The sequence below is a fragment of the Streptomyces anthophorae genome (assembly GCF_049310305.1).
Lineage (GTDB): Bacteria > Actinomycetota > Actinomycetes > Streptomycetales > Streptomycetaceae > Streptomyces.
Map to the genome: position 1 here is coordinate 4,008,393 of NZ_JBLWQQ010000001.1, position 19,376 is coordinate 4,027,768.

Below are 19,376 nucleotides of genomic sequence, written 5' to 3' on the forward strand. Positions count from 1 at the left end.
CAGTACCCAAGGAGCCCCGCGCCTTATGGCAGCGGGGCTCCTGCCTTTTTGTCCGGCGCTACGTGAGTGCGGCGCGGGCCGCGACGGCGTCCGCCGGGTCCCAGCCCTGGCCCGGCACCGAGGCGAGCAGCAGCCGCGTGTACGGGTCGGTGGGCTCGCTCAGGACGCGGCGCGTGGGCCCCTGCTCGACCACCCTGCCCCGCCGCATCACCAGAACCTCGTCCGTGACGTGCTGGACGACCGCCAGGTCGTGGCTGACGAAGACCAGGGCCACCGCGGTGTCCCGGCGGATCTCGTCGAGGAGCCGCAGGATCTGCGCCTGGATGGAGACGTCGAGCGCGGCGACCGCCTCGTCGAGGACCAGGATGCGCGGGTCGACGGCCAGCGCGCGGGCGATGGCCAGGCGCTGGCGCTGGCCGCCGGAGAGGTGGCGGGGAAGGGCCGTGGCCTCGCGTGCGCCGAGGCCCACCCGGTCGAGGAGCGCGGACGCGGTGGATTCGTCGCGGCCGTGCAGTCGCAGGGCGGAGCGCAGGCACTGTTCGGCGGTGAGGCGGGGGTCCAGGGAGACGTACGGGTCCTGGAACACCATCTGGATCTGGCGGGCCCTGGCCAGGCGGGGGGCCTTGCCGCGCGGGGGTTTCGCGGGCCTCGGGGTGCCGTCGACCTTGATCGTGCCGTGGTCGGGGCGGACGAGGCCTACCAGCATGCGGGCGACCGTGGTCTTGCCGGAGCCGGATTCGCCGACGATTCCGAGCGACCCGCCGGGGGTGAGGGTGAAGCTGATCGCTTCGGCCGCGGCATGGAGGCCGTAGGTCTTACGGAGGTCCGTGACCTCCAGGAGTGGTGGCTGCGTGGTCACTTGGGGCCTGCCCCCTCTTTCTCGTTGCGCGGCACCGGGGGCTGTGCCCACCCGTCCCGCCGTGCGGGACGCCTGCCCACAGCAAGGCACATTGCTGCCCCGTTGCCGTTCACCTCGTACGCCTGCGGCGTCCAGGTCCGGCAGTCGGGCTCGGCCTCTCCGCACCGATCCACGAAGGGGCAGCCTGTGAACGTGTCCGACAGGGATGGCGGCTTGCCCGGGATCGGGGCGAGGGGGTGGGAATCGCCCAAGGTCGGGGAGCAGGCGAGGAGGCCGCGGGTGTAGGGATGGGCGGGGGTCGTGAACAGGGCGTCCGCCGTGCGGTGTTCGACCACGCGGCCCGCGTACATGACGTGGACGCGGTCGCAGTAGGCCGCCGCCAGGTGCAGGTCGTGCGTGATGAAGAGGAGGCCGGCGCCGCGGGACGCGCGGGCCTCTCGGAGTTGCGTGAGGATCTCCGCCTGGGTCGTCACGTCGAGCGCGCTGGTCGCCTCGTCGGCGAGGAGGAGCCGGGGGCGGGCCGCCAGGGCGCCTGCGATGACGACGCGTTGGAGCATGCCGCCGGAGAGTTCGTGCGGGCGCTGGCGCAGGTGGCGGGCCGGGTCGGGCAGGCCGACCGCGGCGAGCAGGTCGAGCGCCTCGTCCTTCGTCGCGCCGCGTTCGGTGAGGAAGTCGCCGATGCGGCGGACCGGGTTGAGGGCGGCGCGCGGGTCCTGGTGGATCATCGCGACCGTGTCCGACCTGTGCTTTCGCAATTCCTCTCCGCGCAGGGACAGGACGTCGGAGCCGTCGACCCGGACCGTTCCCGTGGTCGTGGCCGCGTCCGGCAGGAGGCCGAGCGCGGCCTTCGCCGTCGTGGACTTGCCCGATCCCGACTCCCCCACCAGGCCGACGACCTCGCCCTCGGCGACGTTCAGGGAGACGGAGTCGAGCAATGGCCGGGCGGCGCCGGGGACCGTGACCGTGAGGTCCTCGATCGAGAGCAGCGTCTTCGTGGTCGTGTTCAGGGTCGTGGTCATCAGTTCTGCCTTCCGAGGCGGTCGGCGGCCCACACCCCGACGACGTTGAAGGAGACGACGACCAGGGCGATGGCCGTGCCGGGCACGAGGGCGGGCAGGAGCGCGCCCTGGACGATCGCGGCCTGGCCCTCCTGGACCATCAGGCCCCAGTCGGAGGACGGCGGTTGGGCGCCGAAGCCCAGGTAGGAGAGGGTCGCAAGCGACATCAGGGCCTCGCCGAAGAGGACGACCAGGTAGCCGAGGACCGACCGGCCCAGGTTCGGGACCAGGTGCAGCGCGCAGATCCGGACGCCGCCCATGCCCTGGATCCGGTACGCGTCGACGTACGGCTTGCGGGCCTCGGACAGGGCGAGGGAGCGGGTGTACTTGGCGATGGTCGGGGTGAAGGCGAGGCCGAGGGCGAGGACCGCCGTCGTCATGCCGGCGCCGAACACGGCGATGATCAGGACCGTGAAGAGCAGGCCGGGGAAAGCGTACATCACGTCGGTGAGGCGGGAGACGAGGGTGTCCACCCAGCCGCCGCGCCAGGCGGCGAGCACGCCGAGCGTCACGCCGAGTGCCGCGGCGACCGCGAGCAGCGCGACCGGTGCGACGAGGCTGGACCGGGCTCCGTAGAGCACGCGGGAGAGCAGGTCCTGGCCGGAGGAGTCGGTGCCGAGGAGGTGCTCGGAGCCGGTGCCGACGAGGGAGGCGGAGAGGTCGATGGCGTCGGGCGCGTAGGGCGCGAGCAGGGGTGCGGCGAGCGCCGCGAGGACGACGAGTGCGAGCACCGCCGCGGCGAGGGTGACGCCGAGGGGGCGCCGGGTGGTCCTGACGGGGGTCAGGGTGAGGGCCGCCGTCATGCGTGGGCCTCCTTCACTCTCGGGTCGAGGAGGGGGTGGGCCAGGTCGACGAGCGTCGTCACGACCACGTAACCGGTGACCATCAGCAGCAGGACGGCCTGGGCGACGGGGAAGTCGTGGGTGTTGATCGCGTTGACCAGCAGGGAGCCGATGCCGCTGATGCCGAACGCCGTCTCGACGACGACCGTGCCGGCGAGCATGCCCGCCATGACGAGGCCGCACATGGTGACGATGGGGCCGAGCGCGTTGCGCAGGACGTGGCGGCGGACGATCTCGCGTTCCGGGACGCCGGAGGCGCGGGCCGCCTCGACATGATCGGACGCGGAGGCGTCCGCCATGGCCTGCCGGGTGACGCGGCTGATGATGGCGAGCGCACCGAGGGCGAGGGAGACGGCGGGCAGGGTGAGGTGGTGGACGGTGCCGGCGAAGCCCTCGCCCGCGCCGGTCACCGGAAACCAGCCGAGTTGCACGCCGAACAGCGAGACCAGCGCGATGGCGGCCACGAACGAGGGGACGGACGCCGCGAGGGTCGTGCCGCCGACCACCGCCGAGTCGACCCAGGTGGAGCGCCGCACGGCCGCGAGGATTCCGGCGCCGACCCCGAGGATCACGTACAGCACGGTGGCGTACGCGACGAGTTCGAGGGTGGTGGCGAGGCGGGAGGAGATGAGGTCCGCGACCTGGTCGCCGTACTTGAAGGAGCGGCCGAGGTCGAGGTGGACGGTGTCCCACAGCCAGCGGCCGTACTGGACGACGAGCGGTTCGTCGAGGTGGTACTGGGCGCGTACCTGGGCGAGCCGTTCGGGGGTCAGCTTGTCGCGGCCGCCCGCGAGGAAGACGGCGGGGTCGCCGGGTGCCGCGTACACGGCGGCGAAGATGACGAACGAGGCGGCGACGAGGGTGGCGACCAGACCGGCCAGGCGGCGCGAGAGGTGGGCCACCGCGCGCAGGGGCAGGGTCTTCACTGGTGCCCCTTTCGCGCGCCGAGCCCGGCGGCCCACGGGTAGTAGAGGTAGGACTGCGAGGCCGTCGGTCCGGTCAGCTTCTTGTTCAGGACGAGGATCGTGGGGACCTGCGCCACCGGGATCCACACGGCGTTCTCGACGAAGGTGCGCTGGACGGTGGTGGCGAGCTTCGCGCGGGCCGCGTCGTCGAGGGTGCCGAGGGCCTGCTTCACCTGCCGGTCGTACGCGGCGTCCTTGAAACCGACCCAGTTGTTCGGGGAGTCGGAGAGCCCGTTGTCGTAGAAGCCCATGGGGTCGGCCTTGGAGATGTACCAGTCGCCCACGAGTACGTCGATGTCGGCGCGGGCCGTCGGGTCGCTGTAGAACTCCTCGAACTGGGCCGTCGGCACGGTCTTGATCTCCGCGCGGACGCCGACGCGCTGGAGGGCGGCGCGGGTGGCGTTCGCGATGACGGTGCGGCCCTGGCTCGCGTCGGTGCCGATGACGACGGGGTCGGTGGGGGCGCCGGCCTCCTTGACGAGCTTCTTGGCGCGGGCGAGGTCGGACGCGGTGGGCGAGGCGGGGGCGAAGCGGTCCAACTTCTTCTGCGCGGCGGCGAATGCGGCCTTCTCGTAGCCCCAGGCGCCCGAGCCGACCGGTGACGCCCACGGCTGGACCAGGCCGCCGTAGCCGGAGTCGGCGATGCCCGTGCGGTCGAGGGAGAGCGAGAGGGCGCGGCGGATCCTCGGGTCGGTGAGGCCGCCGCGGTCGGTGGGGATGAGGGCGAGGGACGCGGTGGAGGGGCCGTAGTACTGCGTGAGGTCCTTGTCCGCGCGCAGTGCCGCCGCCGTGTTCGGGGACTCGGCGTACGCGCCGTCGGCCGCGCCCGTCTTGAGGGCGTTGACCAGGGCGCTGTCGGAGGCCCAGCGGAAGACGACCTCGCGGGTGAGGGGCTTCTTGCCCCAGTAGTCGTCGTAGGCGCGGATGGCGATCGAGTCGCCGGACTTCCAGCGGGCGAGTTCGTACGGCCCCGAGCAGGCGTCCGGCTGTCCCGGTGTGCCGAACTCCTTGCCCGCCTTGGTGACTTGTGCCTTGTTCCAGACGATGCCCGCGTCGCCCGCCATGGCCTTGAGGAACATGGCGTCGGGCGTCTTGAAGGTGACGGTGACGCGGTGCGGCGCCGTCTTCCTCATCGAGGTGACGTTCTCGAACTCGTCGGACTGTTCCATGTCCTTGGCGGCGTGCCGCTTCAGCGACCACAGCACGTCGTCGGCGGTCAGCTTCGTGCCGTCGTGGAACGTGACGTCGTCGCGGACGGTGAAGGTCAGCTTCCGTCCGCCGTCGGAGGTCTCGGCCCGCTCGGCGAGCTGCGGCTTCGTCGTCATGTCCGGCTGGAGCTGGTAGAGCCGCTCGCAGACGTTGGTGAGGACGACGCGGCCCGCGCTGCTGCCCTGGGAGTCCAGGTCGAGGGAGTCCGGCTCGTCCTCCAGGAGCCAGTTCGCCTTCTTCACGGGGCCGTTGGCGGCCGGAGTGGTGGCGTCCAGCTTCAGGTCGGCGGCCGGGGTGCCGCCGCCCTCGCCCTCGGGGCGGTCGGCGCCCGCGCAGGCGGTGGTGACGAGGAGGGTGGCCGTGGCGAGCAGGGCCGCGGCCGGCACTCTTCGGGACTTCGTCGTCGTCATCGGGCGTCTCCGTACGGGCCGTCGTAGAGGTTCCAGGGCAGGTGCTGGTAGTCGCGGTCGCAGGGGGTGCCCGCGGTGACGTGGTAGTCGCCGCTGGTCAGGTCCACGCAGGAGGAGACGAGTGTCATCCAGTGCTTGACCTCCGGACTGCGGGCGTCGGGGTGGGTGCACAGGGACTCGGGCAGACCGAGGTGGTCCGACATCGCCTCCTTGATGAGCTTGCGGGACTCGTCGGGGCCGCCGGATTCCCGCAGCGCGGCGAGGCCCTGTTCGGCGCGGGGGACGCGGACCAGGGAGTCGGAGGACATCGGCCGGTAGTCGGCGGCGAGGGCCGCGGGGACGCCCGCCTGGTAGTGGTTGCCGTGCACGAGCAGGCCGTTCGTCGGATACATCCAGCCGATGCCCGCGGGCGTCGTCTCCAGGTCGACGGCGAAGCCCTCCCGGCAGGTCAGCAGCGCGTTGCTGGCGATGTGCGCGCGGGTGCGGCACAGCACGTCGAGGGCGTCGGTGACGGTGTGCGTGTCGAGGACGCCGCGGCGGACGACCGTCTGCGGGAGGCCGATCGCGTCGTCGAAGCGGCCGCCGAGGCCGTTGGCGTTGAGGGCGATTCCGGCGGAGTTGGCGCCCTGGCGGCCGATCTGGCCCGCCTCCACCTGCATGATCACGGTGGGCTTGGGCGGCTGGACGATCCGGATCATGACGACGGTGTCGGCGACGCCGGCCCGCCAGTCCCAGTTCTGCCCCGCCCAGACGTGGCCGTCGCCGCTGGCCTCGCCGAAGGCGGCGAAGGAGGTGCAGCCCTCGGCGGGCTCCTCCTCGCGCCCGGCCGCCATGTCCTTGAAAGAGCGGTCGTAGATGACCTCGCCGCGGGCGTTGAGCGCGAGGACGTCGAGCACGTCGACGCCCGCCCCGTCCGCGATCCCCCGCATCTCGTCGAGGAGTTCCGGGGCGTACGCGCGCACCGGCTCCAGCCAGCGGGCGGCCCGGGCGGTGACCCGGTCCCAGGTGAGACCGGCCGACCGGCCGAAGGCCTGCTCGTAGTAGCCGATGGCGGCGCGCAGTTGGGGCCTGACGGCCTCGCCGTACTGGCGGCCGCGGTCCAGGGGGGCGCCGCTGATCTCGATGACCGGGAGGGTTCGGGTTGCGGTGGTGCGGGGTGCCATTGTTCTCCTCGCCACGGAGAGGGTCCGTGCGGGCCCGGAAGGGTCCGCCTCCCGCAACCGTGCTGTAACGTCGATTACGAGATGCTCTCCACTTGGAATGCGTTGCCCAGGAGAGTAACGGCCGTCACACGAGAGTCAATAGCTGTAATGGAAATTACCGATGGGGTCGCCCGGCTGCGCGGCGCCGTGCGCGAGCACTGGGACGGACTGTCCGCGTCCGAACGGGCCGTGGCCCAGTACCTGGTGAGCGCGCCCGCCGAATCCCTGCTGTTCGCCTCCGCGCAGGAGCTGGGGGCGGCGAGCGGCACCAGCAACGCGAGCGTGGTGCGGACGTTGCAGCGGCTCGGGTACGCGGGGCTGCCCGCGCTCAAGCGGGAGCTGGCCTCGGACCTCACGTCCGCGGTGGCCCCCGAGGTGCGGCTCAAGCAGCGCATCGACCATGTCGGCCGCGACCTGGACTCGATCTGGGGCGAGGTCTTCGACGAGGCCGCGGAGCGCATCGAGCACGCGCGGCGGCTGACGCCCGGCGACGCGCTGCGGGCGGCGGTGGGCTTCCTTGCGGAGGCCGGCGAGATCCACTGCTACGGGGTCGCCGCCTCCGAACTCGCCGCGCGGCACCTGACGTTGGCGCTCGGCAGGGTCGGACGGCGGGCGCAGTACGTCGGCTCCACGGGCTTCGCCCTCGCGGACCAGCTGCTGCGGCTGCGCCAGGGCGACGCGGTCGTCATCTTCCAACCGGGCCGCGATCTGCCCGAGTTGACGGTACTGATCGACCGGGCGCGGGCGGTGGGCGCGCGGGTCGTCCTGGTCACGGACGAGCTGGCCGAGCGCTACGGGGAGCGGGTCGACGCGGTCCTCACCGCCCCGCACACCCCCACGGGGATCACGGCGGAGGCCCTGACCGCGCTCGTGGTGGCGGACGCCCTGCTGCTGGCGATGACGACCCTGGACGAGGCCCGCGCCGTGGAGACCTCGCACCAGCTCACGGTGTTGCGGGAGCAGTTGCTGAGCCCTCCGGGGCCCAAGAGGAAGTGACGGCCCCGGGCGCCACGGGGCCTCACGGGTGCATCCGGGCACCCTTCAGGATCTTGTCGACCGCGTTGCGCGGGCCGTGGACCGCGAGGCCGACCAGGTCCAGTTCGGTGGTGGAGACGGCTCGTACGGCGGCCCGGTTGTCGCGGTCGTTGCCGGTCGTGAACAGGTCCGAGGTGAAGACGGCGCGGGGCACGGCGCGGCGCAGGGCGCGTTCGTGGGCGGTCTTCAGGAGGGCCTTGTCGCCCTCGAAGACCAGGACCGGCTGGCGGAGCATCGGCAGGTACGGGGTGCCGTCCGCGTCCTCGTAGGGCTCGCCGATCACCTCGGGCAGCTCGGTGCCGAGGCCGCTGACCAGGAAGGCCGTCACGTTCAGGCGCTGCCAGGTCTCCAGGTCGTCCCGGAGCAGGACGGCGATCTTGGTGTCGAAGCGGACGGGGGCCGGGGCGGTGGTCTCGGTGCTCATGCCTTGAGACTGCCGCCCGCCCCCGCGTCCGGTCTTGTACGTTTTTTGCATGCCCAGCGGCAGGGACAGTGAACAGATCACCGCGTGGAAGCCCCGCGTACCGGGGGTCGCGGAGGTCTTCCACGCCCACTTCACGCGGCACGCCTATCCGATGCACGTGCACGACACCTGGACGCTGCTCATCGTCGACGAGGGCGCGGTCCGCTACGACCTGGAACGGCACGAGCACGGGACGCCGCTCGGCACCGTCTCGCTGCTGCCGCCGCACGTTCCGCACAACGGGCAGGCCGCGACGCCCGAGGGGTTCCGCAAGCGGGTGCTGTATCTGGACGCGGCCGGTGACGGGCCGCTCGATCCCTCGTTCATCGGGGCCGCGGCGGACAGCCCCGACCTGGTGGATCCGCTGCTGCGGCAGCGGATCGGGCAGCTGCACGCCGCGCTCGCGCACCCCGGCGACGAGCTGGAGGCCGCCGCCCGGCTCGCGCTCGTCGGGGAGCGGCTGCGGGAGCGGTTGCGGCCGGCACTCGCCGACGCCGGCAAGCCGCCGCCCGACCGGCGGGTCGCGGCCTCGTTGCGGGAGCTGCTCGATGCGCGGGTGACCGAGGGCGTCGGCCTCAAGGAGGCCGCCTCGCTGGTGCATGCGCACCCGGCGCATCTGGTGCGGTCCTTCGGGGCCGCGTACGGGATCGCGCCGCACCAGTACGTGATGTCACGGCGGGTGGACCGGGCACGGGGGCTGCTGCTCGGCGGGCAGGCGCCCGTCGAGGTGGCGGAGGCGTGCGGGTTCTACGATCAGGCGCATTTGTCGCGGTGCTTCAAGCGGGTGGTGGGGGTTCCGCCGGGGCGCTATGCGCGCGGCGGGCGGCGTGATGTGGCGGCCCACCGGGGTTGACGTCTCGGGGCGCTGCCCCGGACCCCGCTGCTCAATCGCCGCAGGGGCTCAATTCGGCCGAACCGTGCTCGAGGTACGCAGCAGCACCGCGCTCAAGGTCGCCGTCGACACCAGCAGCACCCCCGCCACCACCAGGCTCACCCGCATCCCGGCCAGGGAGAACGTGCCCTCTCCTCCGCCCGCGAGGAGGGTGCCGAACAGGGCCACCGCGAGGGCGCCGCCCGTTTGGCGCAGGGCGTTGAGGAGGCCGGACGCCGTGCCCACGCGCGGGCCCGGGACCGCGTCCATCAGCATCGCCGTGACCGCGGGGATCGCGAACGCGCCGCCGAGGCCCGTCGGGACGAGCAGCGTCAGGAGCAGCCACGTGGGCGTGTCCGCGGTCAGGGGAAGCAGCGCGAACATCGCGAGGGCCAGGACGAGTTGGCCGATGACGACGACCGGGCGGCGGCCGAAGCGTTCGGCGACGCGCGGCGAGATCAGGTTCGTGCCGGTGATCAGTACGGCCAGCGGGACGAAGACCAGGCCCGCCGCCGTCGCCGTCATGCCGCGCAGCTGCTGGAGGTACAGGCCGAGCAGGAACACCACCCCGTAGAAGCCGACGTTGATGGCGAAGCCGACCGCGAGGGACACCGAGACCGTGCGGTCGCGCAGCATGGGCAGCGGGACCATCGGGGCGCGGTGGCGCTTCTCCGTGACGTAGAAGGTGAGCGCGGAGACGACCGCGACCGCCAGTGCCGCGAGGCCCGCGCTGCCGCCCTCGATGACCGCGAACGTCAGGCCAGCCAGCGTGAGGACCGCCGTGATCTGGCCGGGGATGTCGAGCGGCGCCGGGCGGCGCGGCGAGGGGGCGACCTTCGTCAGGAGCGCCAGGATCGCCGCGCCGACGGGCAGGTTGAGGAAGAACACCGCGCGCCAGCCGACGTGTTCGGTGAGCACGCCGCCGAGCACCGGGCCCGCCGCCATCGACACCGAACCGCCGACCGTCCACAGCGCGATGGCCCGCGCCCGCTGCCGCGCGTCGTCGTACGCCTCGCGGATCAGGGCGAGCGAGGCGGGCATCAGCACGGCGGCCGCCCCGCCCTGGATCACGCGGGCCGCGATCAGCGCGCCGAGTCCGGGTGCGAGCGCGCAGGCCAGCGAGGCGAGGGTGAACAGGGCGGTGCCGAGGACGTAGGCGCGGCGGGCGCCCGTGCGGTCCGAGAGGGCCCCGGCCGACAGCATCAGACCGGCGAACATCAGCGTGTACGCGTCCGCCACCCACTGGAGCCCGGTCATGCCGCCGTGCAGATCGTCCCGGATGCCGGGCAGCGCGATGTTCACGGCCGACACGTCGATGGTGATCACGGCGAAGCCGAGCAGCGCGGCGAGCAGCGCGGGCGTCCGGCCACCGCGGCCGGGTGCGGCCGCCTCGGTGTCGGGTACGGGTCGCGTACGAGTACGGGTACGGGTTCTGGCGGCGACGGTGGTCACGCTGTCCTCCTGGGGCGGTGTTCGAGGTGCGGGTGGGCGGCAGGCACGGGCCGCGGCCCTGTGACATGCACTCCCTGGGCCCCGGGCCCCTCGGAGAGGGGCCCTTGCCTGCCGGCCACCCGCAGCGAGGACAACTCTGCGGCCGCGCGGCGAAAGGTGGCAGGCCGCGCTCCACCGGGGTGCCGGGTTCCTGGCCCTGACACGGCCCCCCACCGCACTCGACGACCGTGGACAATGCACGTATGGCTGAGACCACGGAACTGGGCCGCTATCTGCGGGCCCGCAGGGGGCAGGTGACACCCGCCGACGCGGGGCTGCCCGCGGGCACGGGCCTGCGGCGCACGCCCGGACTGCGGCGCGAGGAGCTCGCGACGCTCGCCGGAGTGAGCGTCGACTACTACACGCGCCTGGAGCGGGGCCGAGAGACCAACCCCTCCCCCGCCGTGATCGACGCCATCGCCCACGCGCTGCGGCTGCGCGGCGACGCCCACGAGCGCCTCCACGACCTGGCCGAGATGGCCTCCGGCCGGCACACCGAGCCCCGCCCCACCACCGACGACACGGTCCGCGAGTCCGTGCTGCGGATGCTGGAGGCGCTGCGGCCGCTGCCCGCGTACGTGGTCAGCCGCTTCAACTACGTGCTCGCGGCGAACCCGGCGGGGCGCCGTCTGCTGCCCGGCCTGTGGGACCTGCCCGCCGAGCAGCGCAACATCACCCGCTACCTGTTCCTGCACCCGGTCGGGCGGGCCCTGTACGTGCCGTGGGAGGAGACGGTGACCGCGTCGGTCGCCCACCTGCGGGCCATCGGCGGCACGGAGGCGGACGACCCGAGGATGGCGGCGCTGGTCGGCGAACTTCTGCTGAAGTCGCCCGACTTCGCCCGCATCTGGGATCGGTACGACGTGCACGAGCGCAGCGGTGGCACGAAGTCGTTCGACCATCCGAAGGTCGGCGCGATGACGCTCACCTTCGAGGTGATGCAGCTGGCGCGGACGGGTGGGCAGCGGATGGTCGTCTACCAGGCGCCCGCGGGGTCACCGGACGAGGAGGCGGTGCTGAAGTTGGACCCTGGCGCGCCCTGACGGCGTTGACGTCTCGGGGCGCTGCCCCGGACCCCGCGCCTCAATCGCCGGCGGGGCTTGATTTGCTCAATCGCCGCCGACGGCAATCGGCATTTCAAGCCCCTGCGGCGATTGAGCAGCGGGGTCCGGGGCGGAGCCCCGCGGCCTCGGCCACGGTTCAGGCGCGCTCCAGGATGGCCGTGACCCCCTGGCCGCCCGCCGCGCAGATCGAGATCAGGCCGCGGCCCGGACCGCCGCGATCCGCCAGCAACTTGGCCAGCGTGGCGACGATCCGCGCCCCCGTCGCCGCGAACGGATGCCCGGTCGCGAGGGACGACCCCGCCACATTCAGCCGGTCCCGGTCGACCGGCGCGAGCCCCGCCTTCTCCCACGCGGCGAGCGTGGCAAGCACCTGCGAGGCGAACGCCTCGTGCACCTCGAACAGGTCGAAGTCCTCGACCCCGAGCCCGGCCCGCTCCAGCATCCGCGGCACGGCGTACGCGGGCGCCATCAGCAGCCCGTCGCCCTCGCCACCCTTGACGTCGCCGTCGACGAAGTCCACCGCCGCCGTCTCGTACGCGGTCAGGTACGCGAGCGGCTCAAGGCCCCTCGCCTTCGCCCACTCCTCGCTCGCGAGCAGCACCACCGCCGCACCGTCCGTCAGCGGCGTCGAATTACCGGCCGTCATGGTCGGGTTCTCGCCCTCGACCCCGAACACCGGCTTCAGCTTGGCGAGTTTCTCGACGGTCGAGCCGGGACGCAGATTCTGGTCGCGCTCAAGTCCCCGGAAAGGCACCACGAGTTCGTCCAGGAGGCCGCGCTCGTACGCCGCCGCCAACCGCTGATGGCTGGTGGCGGCCAGCTCGTCCTGGGCCTCGCGGGCGATGCCCCACGCGCGCGCGGTCACGGCCGCGTGCTCGCCCATGGACAGGCGGGTGCGCGGCTCGGCGTTGCGCGGGATGTCGGGGACCAGGTGCCCCGGCCTGACCTTGGCGAGCGCCTTGATCCTGGCGCCCGCCGACTTCGCGCGGCGGGCCTCGAGGAGGATCTTGCGCAGCTCGTCGTTGACCCCGAGCGGCGCGTCGCTCGCGGTGTCGGAGCCGCCCGCGATCGCGCTCTCCGTCTGGCCGAGCGCGATCTTGTTGGCGGCGGCGATCACGGCCTGGAGGCCGGTGCCGCAGGCCTGCTGGATGTCGTACGCGGGGGTGCGCGCGTCCAGCATCGAACCGAGGACGGTCTCGCGCGCGAGGTTGAAGTCGCGGCTGTGCTTGAGCACGGCGCCCGCCACGAACTCGCCGACGGCGCCCGGCTCGTGGAGCTTCGCCCGGCCGACGAGGCCGTCGAGCGCGGCGGTCAGCATGTCCTGGTTGGACGCGGTCGCGTACGGGCCGTCGGAGCGCGCGAACGGAATGCGGCTGCCGGCGACGACGGCGACGCGACGCGGGGCGTTCCTCAGAGCGGGGGCAGCGGGGGCCTTCGGGGTTCGCGCCATGTTCGGCAGCTCCTGAGCTCTCGACAAGTACTGACCATTGAGTAACCTTACTCTCTAGTAAATTTACGACCGAGCTGGGAGCTGGACAATGGCCGACCGCTACCTGAACTTCACCGGCACGGCCCCGGGCCGGTTCCTGACCCGCCGCCTCGGCCTGCCGCAGCCCGCACCGCTGCACCGCTTCAGCCCCGAACACCCGCGCCTTGAGGGGCAGTTGCTGCACCTCACGGCGGGCGACCCCGACTCCGCGCACCGCGAGGAACTCGCGAAGCTGCTGGCCGGCACCGGCCTCGACGTCGCGTCCTCCGCTTCGTCCGCCGAGCGGCCCGCCGCCGCCGTCGTGGACGCCACCGCCGTCACCGGCCTCGACTCCCTCGCCGAGGTGCACGCCGCACTGCACCCGGTCGTCCGCTCCCTCGCACCCGGTGGGCGCGTGGTCGTCCTCGGCGCACCGCCTTCGCCCGACGACCACCACCAGGCGGCCGTCCAGCAGGGCCTCGAAGGCTTCGTGCGCTCGCTCGGCAAGGAGATCGGGCGCGGCCGCACCGTGAACCTGGTGCGCGTCGCGGGCCCGGTGGCCGGGGCCGAGTCGACCCTGCGCTTCCTGCTGTCACCGAAGTCGGCGTACGTGAGCGGCCAGGTGATCCACGTGGGCTCTGCGAACGGCGGGTCGACGCTTCCCGACAACTGGGACCGGCCGCTCGCCGGACGCACCGCGCTCGTCACCGGCGCCGCCCGCGGCATCGGGGAGGCCGTCGCCGAGACCCTCGTACGGGACGGGGCCGAGGTCGTCCTGCTCGACGTGCCGTCCGCCGAGGCCGACCTCGCGAAGGTGGCGGAGCGGCTCGGCGGGCGCGCGCTGCCGCTGGACATCACGGCGGAGGACGCGGGCGAGCGGATCGCGGAGTTCGTGCCCGACGGTCTCGACACCCTCGTGCACAACGCGGGCATCACCCGCGACCGGCGCCTGGCCAACATGCCCGCCGAGCGCTGGGGTTCGGTCCTGGAGGTCAACCTCGCGAGCGTGCTGCGGACGACGGACTCGCTGCTCAAGGCGGGGGCCGTGCGGCGCGGCGGGTCGATCGTCGCCACCGCCTCCATCGCCGGGATCGCGGGCAACACCGGGCAGACCAACTACGCGGCCAGCAAGGCGGGCATCATCGGCCTCGTACGGTCCCTCGCGCCGCGCGCCGCCGCGGAGCACGGGGTGACGGTGAACGCGGTGGCGCCCGGATTCATCGAGACCAAGATGACGGCGGCCGTCCCCCTCTTCATCCGGGAGGCCGGGCGGCGCATGAACTCCCTCGGGCAGGGCGGGCTTCCGGTGGACGTGGCGGAGACGACGTCGTGGTTCGCCTCCCCGGGGTCGGGAGCGGTGAACGGGCAGGTGGTGCGGGTGTGCGGACAGTCCCTGTTGGGCGCGTAAGCCCTCCGGGCCGAGCGGGACGGGTGGGCGGGCCGACTGGTACGCCAGGCCGTCCCGTTGCGCCCGACCGTCCCCCGGCCTCGGGGCTCCGCCCCGGACCCCGCTGCTCAATCGCCGCAGGGGCTTGAAATGCCCACCCGGCCGCAGAGGCTTGATCATGCCGACCGAGCCTCATGGGGTCTCCCCTGCTCGGAGCTTGTCGGAGAGCTTGGGGAAGGCAGGGTGGGCAAGGCGGCCCCCGGTGCGGGCCGCGTCCGCGTCAGGCGTCGGCCCCCGTCGGTACGACCACTCCCGCAACCCCTCACGAGGACCGCAATGACCCACACCGTCGCCCTCGACGCCGTCCCCTCCCTGCTCCCCCTCATGCTCCGCGGTGCCGCGCTCTCTCCGCTCAAGCGGCCGCGGCACGACGCCCCGGTGCCCGACACCCGGCTCACCGTCCCCGGTCTCCGCATCACGCAGAGCCACCTCACCGCGTACGAACGCGCCTGCGGATTCGGCACCGAGCGGCCCGAGCCGCCCGTCACCTACCCGCACGTGCTCGGGTTCCCGCTGGCCATGCGGCTGATGTCGCAGCGCGCGTTCCCGCTGCCGCTGCTCGGCCTCGTCCACACGTCGATCGCCATCACGCAGCAGCGCGACCTGACACCGAACGAAACGTTTGAACTGGGCGTCCAGGTGAGGGAGTTGCAGCCGCACCGCCGCGGCACCGAGGCCGTCGTCGTCACCGAGCTGCACGCCGAGGGGGAACCGGTGTGGCAGTCGACCAGCACGTATCTCGCACGGCACAGGACGTCGGCGCCCGCCGCCGAGGAGCCGCGGGAGACCGCCCCCGCCGAACCGCTCCCCGAACTCGCCCGCTGGCGCCTCGGCGAGGACCTCGGCCGCCGCTACGCCGCCGCGTCGGGCGACCGCAACCCCATCCACCTGCACCCGCTCACGGCCCGCCTCTTCGGTTTCCCGCGCGCCATCGCGCACGGCATGTGGACGGTGGCCCGCTGCCTGGCGGAGTACAAGGCGCACGGGCCCGTCCACGTACAGGCCCGTTTCAAGGCGCCGGTGCTGCTGCCGGGCGAGGTGGTGTACGCGGCGCGGGGCCCGGCCTTCGAGCTGCGGGACACCAAGGGCGACCGGGTGCACGTCACCGGCGAGGTGCACGGGCTGGCGGACTAGGGACCTAACGGGCCGACCAGCGCTCCCCGACCATCAGGTTGCCGAGGCCCGACCACGCGAAGTTCATCATCGTCGCGGCGGCCTCCTTCGCGGACACCGACTCGTCGCCGTTCGCCCAGCCGGCCAGCGCCTCCGCCGCGCCGACCAGCGCCTGGGCGAGGCCCGCGACCTCACGCTCGGCCAGCTCCGGGTTGTCGTGCGCCTCGCGGGCGGCCTCCGCGATCAGATGGGTCACGAACGCCACGATCTCCTCGCGCATCGCGACGACCTCGGCGACGAACGGGTCCCCGCCGGAGCGGGCCTGGCTGTGCAGCACCGCCCAGCCGTCTGGGCGCTCGGCGGTGTGCGCGAAGAAGGCGGTCAGGCCCTCCCACAGCTGCCGGTCGGCGGCCACGTCCGTGCGCACACCGGCCCGGATCGCGTCGACGAGCGCCGCCGCTTCACGCCGGATACAGGCGCTGAACAGGTCTTCCTTCGAGTTCAGGTACAGGTACACCAACGGCTTGGACACGCCCGCCAGTTCGGCGATCTCGTCCATCGACGCGGCCCGGTAGCCGCGCTCGCCGAACACCCGCACCGCGGCGTCCAGCATCTGCCGCTCCCGCTCGGCCCGCGGCATCCTCTTCTGCCTCACCACCGCGGACTGCTCGCCACCGCCCACCCCAGCCGCCTTCCCTCGCACGTTCTACCCCGTTCAGCGTACGCATCGGGCGCCGTGTCACGGCACGCCGAGGCCCCCACGACGATCCGCACCTGGAGGAACACGGGTCGTCGCGGGGGCCGCGGCGAGCAGCGGTCAGACGATGCGCTCGGGAGCGTCGAACTGGTCGACCGGCGCGTCGTTGCACGCGGCGACAGGGCCACCGAGCACATTGCCGCCGACACCCTGAGCGGCGGGGACGGCGCAGCGCAGGTCGGCGTTGACGAGCGGGGCGCCGTACGTGTTGAGGATGCCGCCCGGGTCGCCGCCGATGGCGACGTCGCCGTTCGCGGTGCCGAACTGCGAGACGCCCGTCCCGCTGGTCGTGTCACCGAAGGCGGCGGCGCGGCCGGCCTCGTTCGCCTCGTGGGCGTTGGTCATCGTCTCGGCCTGCGGGCCGGACTCGGCGGCGGACGCGACACCCGTCGCACCGACGGTGGCGGCGACGGCGGCCGAGGCGAGAGCGGCACCGGACAGAACCTTGCGGATCATGATCACTCCAAGCTGTGGGGGTGGACAGCAGGAGCTTGCACGTTCCGGCGGCCTCGGGACACGAAATACAGGCGGTAGATCCCATCAATCCAACCAAACAGATCAATGGTTTTCGATCAGGAATTACGGAAACGTTTCTTCTTTTGAGGAAAAAGGCGTGAGATTCTCGCGACGACCCGCGCAAGGAGTGACGCGCGTCATCGCGAGAACCTCGTCCCGCCGGCGCCACACCCCGAGGGAAAGGGAAGACTCCGGGCGGCGCGGATGCAGCATGCACCTCAATGACCTGCGAAAACGACCGCCCTCTTTGACGTGTCCCGTGATCCACTCCATTGGATCAAAGGCTTCGCCGCGGCCCGGAATTCGCCCGCCATATCGTCACCGGGTCTCTATTGATCTATTCGGTTAGTTTGATGTGCCGTTTCACAGGTGGTGTGCATGGTGTCGGGGTGGCGGCGTGCATGCTCCTGCTGTCCACTCCCCCGCATTCTTGGAGAATTCATGATTCGCAAGGTTCTGGCCGGCGCCGCTCTCGCCTCGGCCGCCGTCGCCGCCACCGTCGGAGCGTCGGGCGTCGCATCCGCCACCGGATACGGCGACACGCCGGAGACGGTGTCCGGCGGCTACGACGGGACCGACACCGGCGCCACCACCATGTCGGGCGACACCACGAGCGGCACCGGTGTCTCGCAGTTCGCCACCGACAACGGCGACGTCGCGATCGGCGGCGACCCGGGCGGCATCCTCAACTCCTACGGCGCCCCGCTCGTCAACGCCGACCTGCGCTGCGCCGTGCCGGCCCCGCAGGGTGTCGGCGGCAATGTGCTCGGTGGCCCTGTCGCCGCGTGCGACGACGCCCCGGTCGACCAGTTCGACGCGGCCGAGCGCATCCTCTGACCCCTCCGCGGCCGCGGACACACGGAAAGGCCCGCCCCGGGGATCCGGGAGCGGGCCTTCGCGTGGGGACGAGCCGGGGGACGTCAGGCGGCGGCCGTCACGGCCACCTCCTGCGGCTCGTCCACCGGGGAGGACGTCGCGCTGTTGTAGGCGTCGCGGTCGAGGATCTTCTCGCGGGCGGAGACGATCACCGGCACGAGGGCCTGACCCGCGACGTTCGTCGCCGTCCTCATCATGTCCAGGATCGGGTCGATCGCGAGGAGCAGGCCGACGCCCTCCATCGGGAGGCCGAGCGTCGACAGGGTCAGCGTCAGCATGACCGTGGCGCCGGTGAGGCCGGCCGTGGCCGCGGAACCGATCACCGAGACGAACGCGATGAGCAGGTAGTCACCGACGTTGAGGTCGATGCCGAAGATCTGCGCGACGAAGATCGCGGCGATCGCCGGGTAGATCGAGGCGCAACCGTCCATCTTGGTCGTCGAGCCGAACGGCACGGAGAAGGAGGCGTACTCCTTCGGGACGCCGAGGCGCTCGGTGACCCGCTGCGTGAGCGGCATGGTGCCGACGGAGGAGCGGGAGACGAAGGCCAGCTGGATCGCGGGCCAGGCGCCCTTGAAGAACTGGAGCGGGCTGAGCTTGGCGACCGTGGCGAGCAGCAGCGGGTAGACGCCGAAGAGGACCAGGGCGCAACCGACGTAGATGTCGGCGGTGAACGTCGCGTACTTGCTGATGAGGTTCCAGCCGTACGTGGCGATGGCGTTGCCGATGAGGCCGATGGTGCCGATCGGGGCGAGCTTGATGACCCACCACAGGGCCTTCTGGAGCAGTTCGAGGACCGACTCCGAGAGGGTGAGGATCGGCTGGGCCTTCTCGCCGACCTTCAGGATGGCGATACCGGCGACGGCGGCCATGAAGACGATCTGGAGCACGTTCAGCTGGGTGAACGGCGTGATGATGTCCGTCGGGATGATGCCGGTGAGGAAGTCGATCCAGGACCCGGCCTGTTCCGGCTTGGCGCCGTCCTTCGGGGTCAGGCCGGTGCCGGCGCCCGGGTTGGTGAGCAGCCCGATGGCGAGGCCGATGACGACCGCGATCAGCGACGTGATCATGAACCAGATCAGCGTGCGCGAGGCGAGCCGGGCGGCGTTGTTGACCTTACGCAGGTTGGTGATGGACACCAGGATCGCGAAGAAGACCAGCGGGGCGACGGCCAGCTTCAGGAGCTGGATGAAGGTGTCGCCGACCTTCTGCAGGGTGGTGACGAGCCAGGAGATGTCCTGGCTGCGGGCCAGCCAGCCGAGCAGCACACCCAGGACGAGACCGCCCAGGATCTGCGCCCAGAACGGGATCTTGGGTATGCGAAAGCCGGACTTCTGTTCGGCTGCGGGGGTGTTCGCGGACACGGAGGCACTCCAGTGATGACGCGCGGGGTTGCGGGCAACGTGCAGGAGCGACGACCGCTGGATCCTCGGATCCGGTCAACGGCGCCGCTGCATACTTCGGAATTTCGCGATCAGACGCGACACGCCGCGGACATGCAGCGGCAGAGATCGACATGCAGGCGCTCCACGAGCGGGACGCTCATGGCCTTCTGGTGCGCTGCTGATGTCTTCATGACAAGAACGTTAACACTGCACCTTTGAGTACATCAAAGGGGTTCTTTGGGGAAGACGAGGCACCCGTACGCCCCCAAAGCGGGATTTACCTTGAAAACGCAGGCGACCCCGGCACCAGATCCGGTGCCGGGGTCGTGCGAGGTGTGAGGAAGC

The 19,376-nt window shown here is 72.1% G+C and carries 18 protein-coding genes; 6 read left to right on the forward strand and 12 right to left on the reverse strand.

Annotation, left to right across the window (positions count from 1 at the left end; translation table 11 throughout):
• Window positions 1–58: 58 nt before the first annotated feature.
• The 6 genes from ACNYS0_RS17940 to ACNYS0_RS17965 are packed head-to-tail and all read right to left on the reverse strand — an operon-like array spanning window position 59 to window position 6,506.
• Window positions 59–859, reverse strand: a complete 801-nt coding sequence (locus ACNYS0_RS17940; protein ID WP_422474846.1) for an ABC transporter ATP-binding protein — start codon at window positions 857–859, stop codon at window positions 59–61.
• Window positions 856–1,878 (reverse strand): ABC transporter ATP-binding protein, encoded by a 1,023-nt coding sequence (locus tag ACNYS0_RS17945; protein WP_422474848.1) that lies wholly within the window; start codon window positions 1,876–1,878, stop codon window positions 856–858. Before ACNYS0_RS17945 ends, ACNYS0_RS17940 begins: the two co-directional genes overlap by 4 nt.
• Window positions 1,878–2,720, reverse strand: a complete 843-nt coding sequence (locus ACNYS0_RS17950; protein ID WP_422474850.1) for an ABC transporter permease — start codon at window positions 2,718–2,720, stop codon at window positions 1,878–1,880. Before ACNYS0_RS17950 ends, ACNYS0_RS17945 begins: the two co-directional genes overlap by 1 nt.
• Complete coding sequence (locus ACNYS0_RS17955) at window positions 2,717–3,685, reverse strand: ABC transporter permease (protein WP_422474852.1); 969 nt, start codon at window positions 3,683–3,685, stop codon at window positions 2,717–2,719. The genes ACNYS0_RS17950 and ACNYS0_RS17955 overlap by 4 nt, the downstream gene beginning before the upstream one ends.
• Window positions 3,682–5,343 (reverse strand): ABC transporter substrate-binding protein, encoded by a 1,662-nt coding sequence (locus ACNYS0_RS17960; RefSeq protein ID WP_422474854.1) that lies wholly within the window; start codon window positions 5,341–5,343, stop codon window positions 3,682–3,684. The genes ACNYS0_RS17955 and ACNYS0_RS17960 overlap by 4 nt, the downstream gene beginning before the upstream one ends.
• On the reverse strand, window positions 5,340–6,506 hold the full coding sequence (locus ACNYS0_RS17965; RefSeq protein WP_422474856.1) for a C45 family autoproteolytic acyltransferase/hydrolase: 1,167 nt from the start codon (window positions 6,504–6,506) through the stop codon (window positions 5,340–5,342). Before ACNYS0_RS17965 ends, ACNYS0_RS17960 begins: the two co-directional genes overlap by 4 nt.
• Before the next feature lie 147 nt (window positions 6,507–6,653).
• Between ACNYS0_RS17965 and ACNYS0_RS17970 the strand changes: the two genes are divergently transcribed.
• The gene (locus tag ACNYS0_RS17970) at window positions 6,654–7,541 is read left to right on the forward strand and encodes a MurR/RpiR family transcriptional regulator (protein WP_422474858.1); all 888 of its coding nucleotides are present in this window, start codon (window positions 6,654–6,656) and stop codon (window positions 7,539–7,541) included.
• Window positions 7,542–7,563: 22 nt separating this feature from the next.
• Here the strand turns inward: ACNYS0_RS17970 and ACNYS0_RS17975 are convergent, their stop codons facing one another.
• Entirely contained in the window at window positions 7,564–8,004 is a 441-nt protein-coding gene (locus ACNYS0_RS17975) for a DUF2000 family protein (RefSeq protein WP_422474860.1), read from the reverse strand.
• 49 nt (window positions 8,005–8,053) lie between these two features.
• Here ACNYS0_RS17975 and ACNYS0_RS17980 point away from each other — a divergent pair, with 49 nt between their 5' ends.
• Complete coding sequence (locus tag ACNYS0_RS17980; protein ID WP_422474862.1) at window positions 8,054–8,896, forward strand: helix-turn-helix domain-containing protein; 843 nt, start codon at window positions 8,054–8,056, stop codon at window positions 8,894–8,896.
• A 48-nt stretch (window positions 8,897–8,944) separates the two neighbouring features.
• On the opposite strand, the gene ACNYS0_RS17985 is transcribed toward ACNYS0_RS17980, so the two are convergent.
• Window positions 8,945–10,366 (reverse strand): MFS transporter, encoded by a 1,422-nt coding sequence (locus ACNYS0_RS17985; RefSeq protein WP_422474864.1) that lies wholly within the window; start codon window positions 10,364–10,366, stop codon window positions 8,945–8,947.
• Between the two features lie 242 nt (window positions 10,367–10,608).
• Between ACNYS0_RS17985 and ACNYS0_RS17990 the strand changes: the two genes are divergently transcribed.
• Window positions 10,609–11,448, forward strand: coding sequence for a helix-turn-helix domain-containing protein (locus tag ACNYS0_RS17990; RefSeq protein WP_422474866.1), 840 nt, complete (start codon window positions 10,609–10,611; stop codon window positions 11,446–11,448).
• 157 nt (window positions 11,449–11,605) lie between these two features.
• Here ACNYS0_RS17990 and ACNYS0_RS17995 read toward each other — a convergent pair whose 3' ends face one another.
• Window positions 11,606–12,919 carry an acetyl-CoA C-acetyltransferase gene (locus tag ACNYS0_RS17995; RefSeq protein WP_422474868.1) on the reverse strand — a complete coding sequence of 438 codons (1,314 nt, stop codon included), beginning with the start codon at window positions 12,917–12,919 and terminating at the stop codon, window positions 11,606–11,608.
• An 88-nt stretch (window positions 12,920–13,007) separates the two neighbouring features.
• Between ACNYS0_RS17995 and ACNYS0_RS18000 the strand changes: the two genes are divergently transcribed.
• Together ACNYS0_RS18000 and ACNYS0_RS18005 are read left to right on the forward strand one after the other, a co-directional pair.
• Window positions 13,008–14,345 carry a 3-oxoacyl-ACP reductase gene (locus ACNYS0_RS18000; RefSeq protein ID WP_422474870.1) on the forward strand — a complete coding sequence of 446 codons (1,338 nt, stop codon included), beginning with the start codon at window positions 13,008–13,010 and terminating at the stop codon, window positions 14,343–14,345.
• A gap of 315 nt (window positions 14,346–14,660) precedes the next feature.
• Window positions 14,661–15,518, forward strand: a complete 858-nt coding sequence (locus ACNYS0_RS18005) for a MaoC family dehydratase (protein WP_422474872.1) — start codon at window positions 14,661–14,663, stop codon at window positions 15,516–15,518.
• Between the two features lie 4 nt (window positions 15,519–15,522).
• Here ACNYS0_RS18005 and ACNYS0_RS18010 read toward each other — a convergent pair whose 3' ends face one another.
• Together ACNYS0_RS18010 and ACNYS0_RS18015 are read right to left on the reverse strand one after the other, a co-directional pair.
• Window positions 15,523–16,137, reverse strand: coding sequence for a TetR/AcrR family transcriptional regulator (locus tag ACNYS0_RS18010; protein WP_422482694.1), 615 nt, complete (start codon window positions 16,135–16,137; stop codon window positions 15,523–15,525).
• 177 nt (window positions 16,138–16,314) lie between these two features.
• Entirely contained in the window at window positions 16,315–16,710 is a 396-nt protein-coding gene (locus ACNYS0_RS18015) for a hypothetical protein (RefSeq protein WP_422474874.1), read from the reverse strand.
• 501 nt (window positions 16,711–17,211) lie between these two features.
• Here ACNYS0_RS18015 and ACNYS0_RS18020 point away from each other — a divergent pair.
• Window positions 17,212–17,607, forward strand: a complete 396-nt coding sequence (locus ACNYS0_RS18020; protein WP_422474876.1) for a hypothetical protein — start codon at window positions 17,212–17,214, stop codon at window positions 17,605–17,607.
• 83 nt (window positions 17,608–17,690) lie between these two features.
• Here the strand turns inward: ACNYS0_RS18020 and ACNYS0_RS18025 are convergent, their stop codons facing one another.
• Entirely contained in the window at window positions 17,691–19,010 is a 1,320-nt protein-coding gene (locus ACNYS0_RS18025) for a dicarboxylate/amino acid:cation symporter (RefSeq protein WP_422474878.1), read from the reverse strand.
• Window positions 19,011–19,376: the final 366 nt, after the last annotated feature.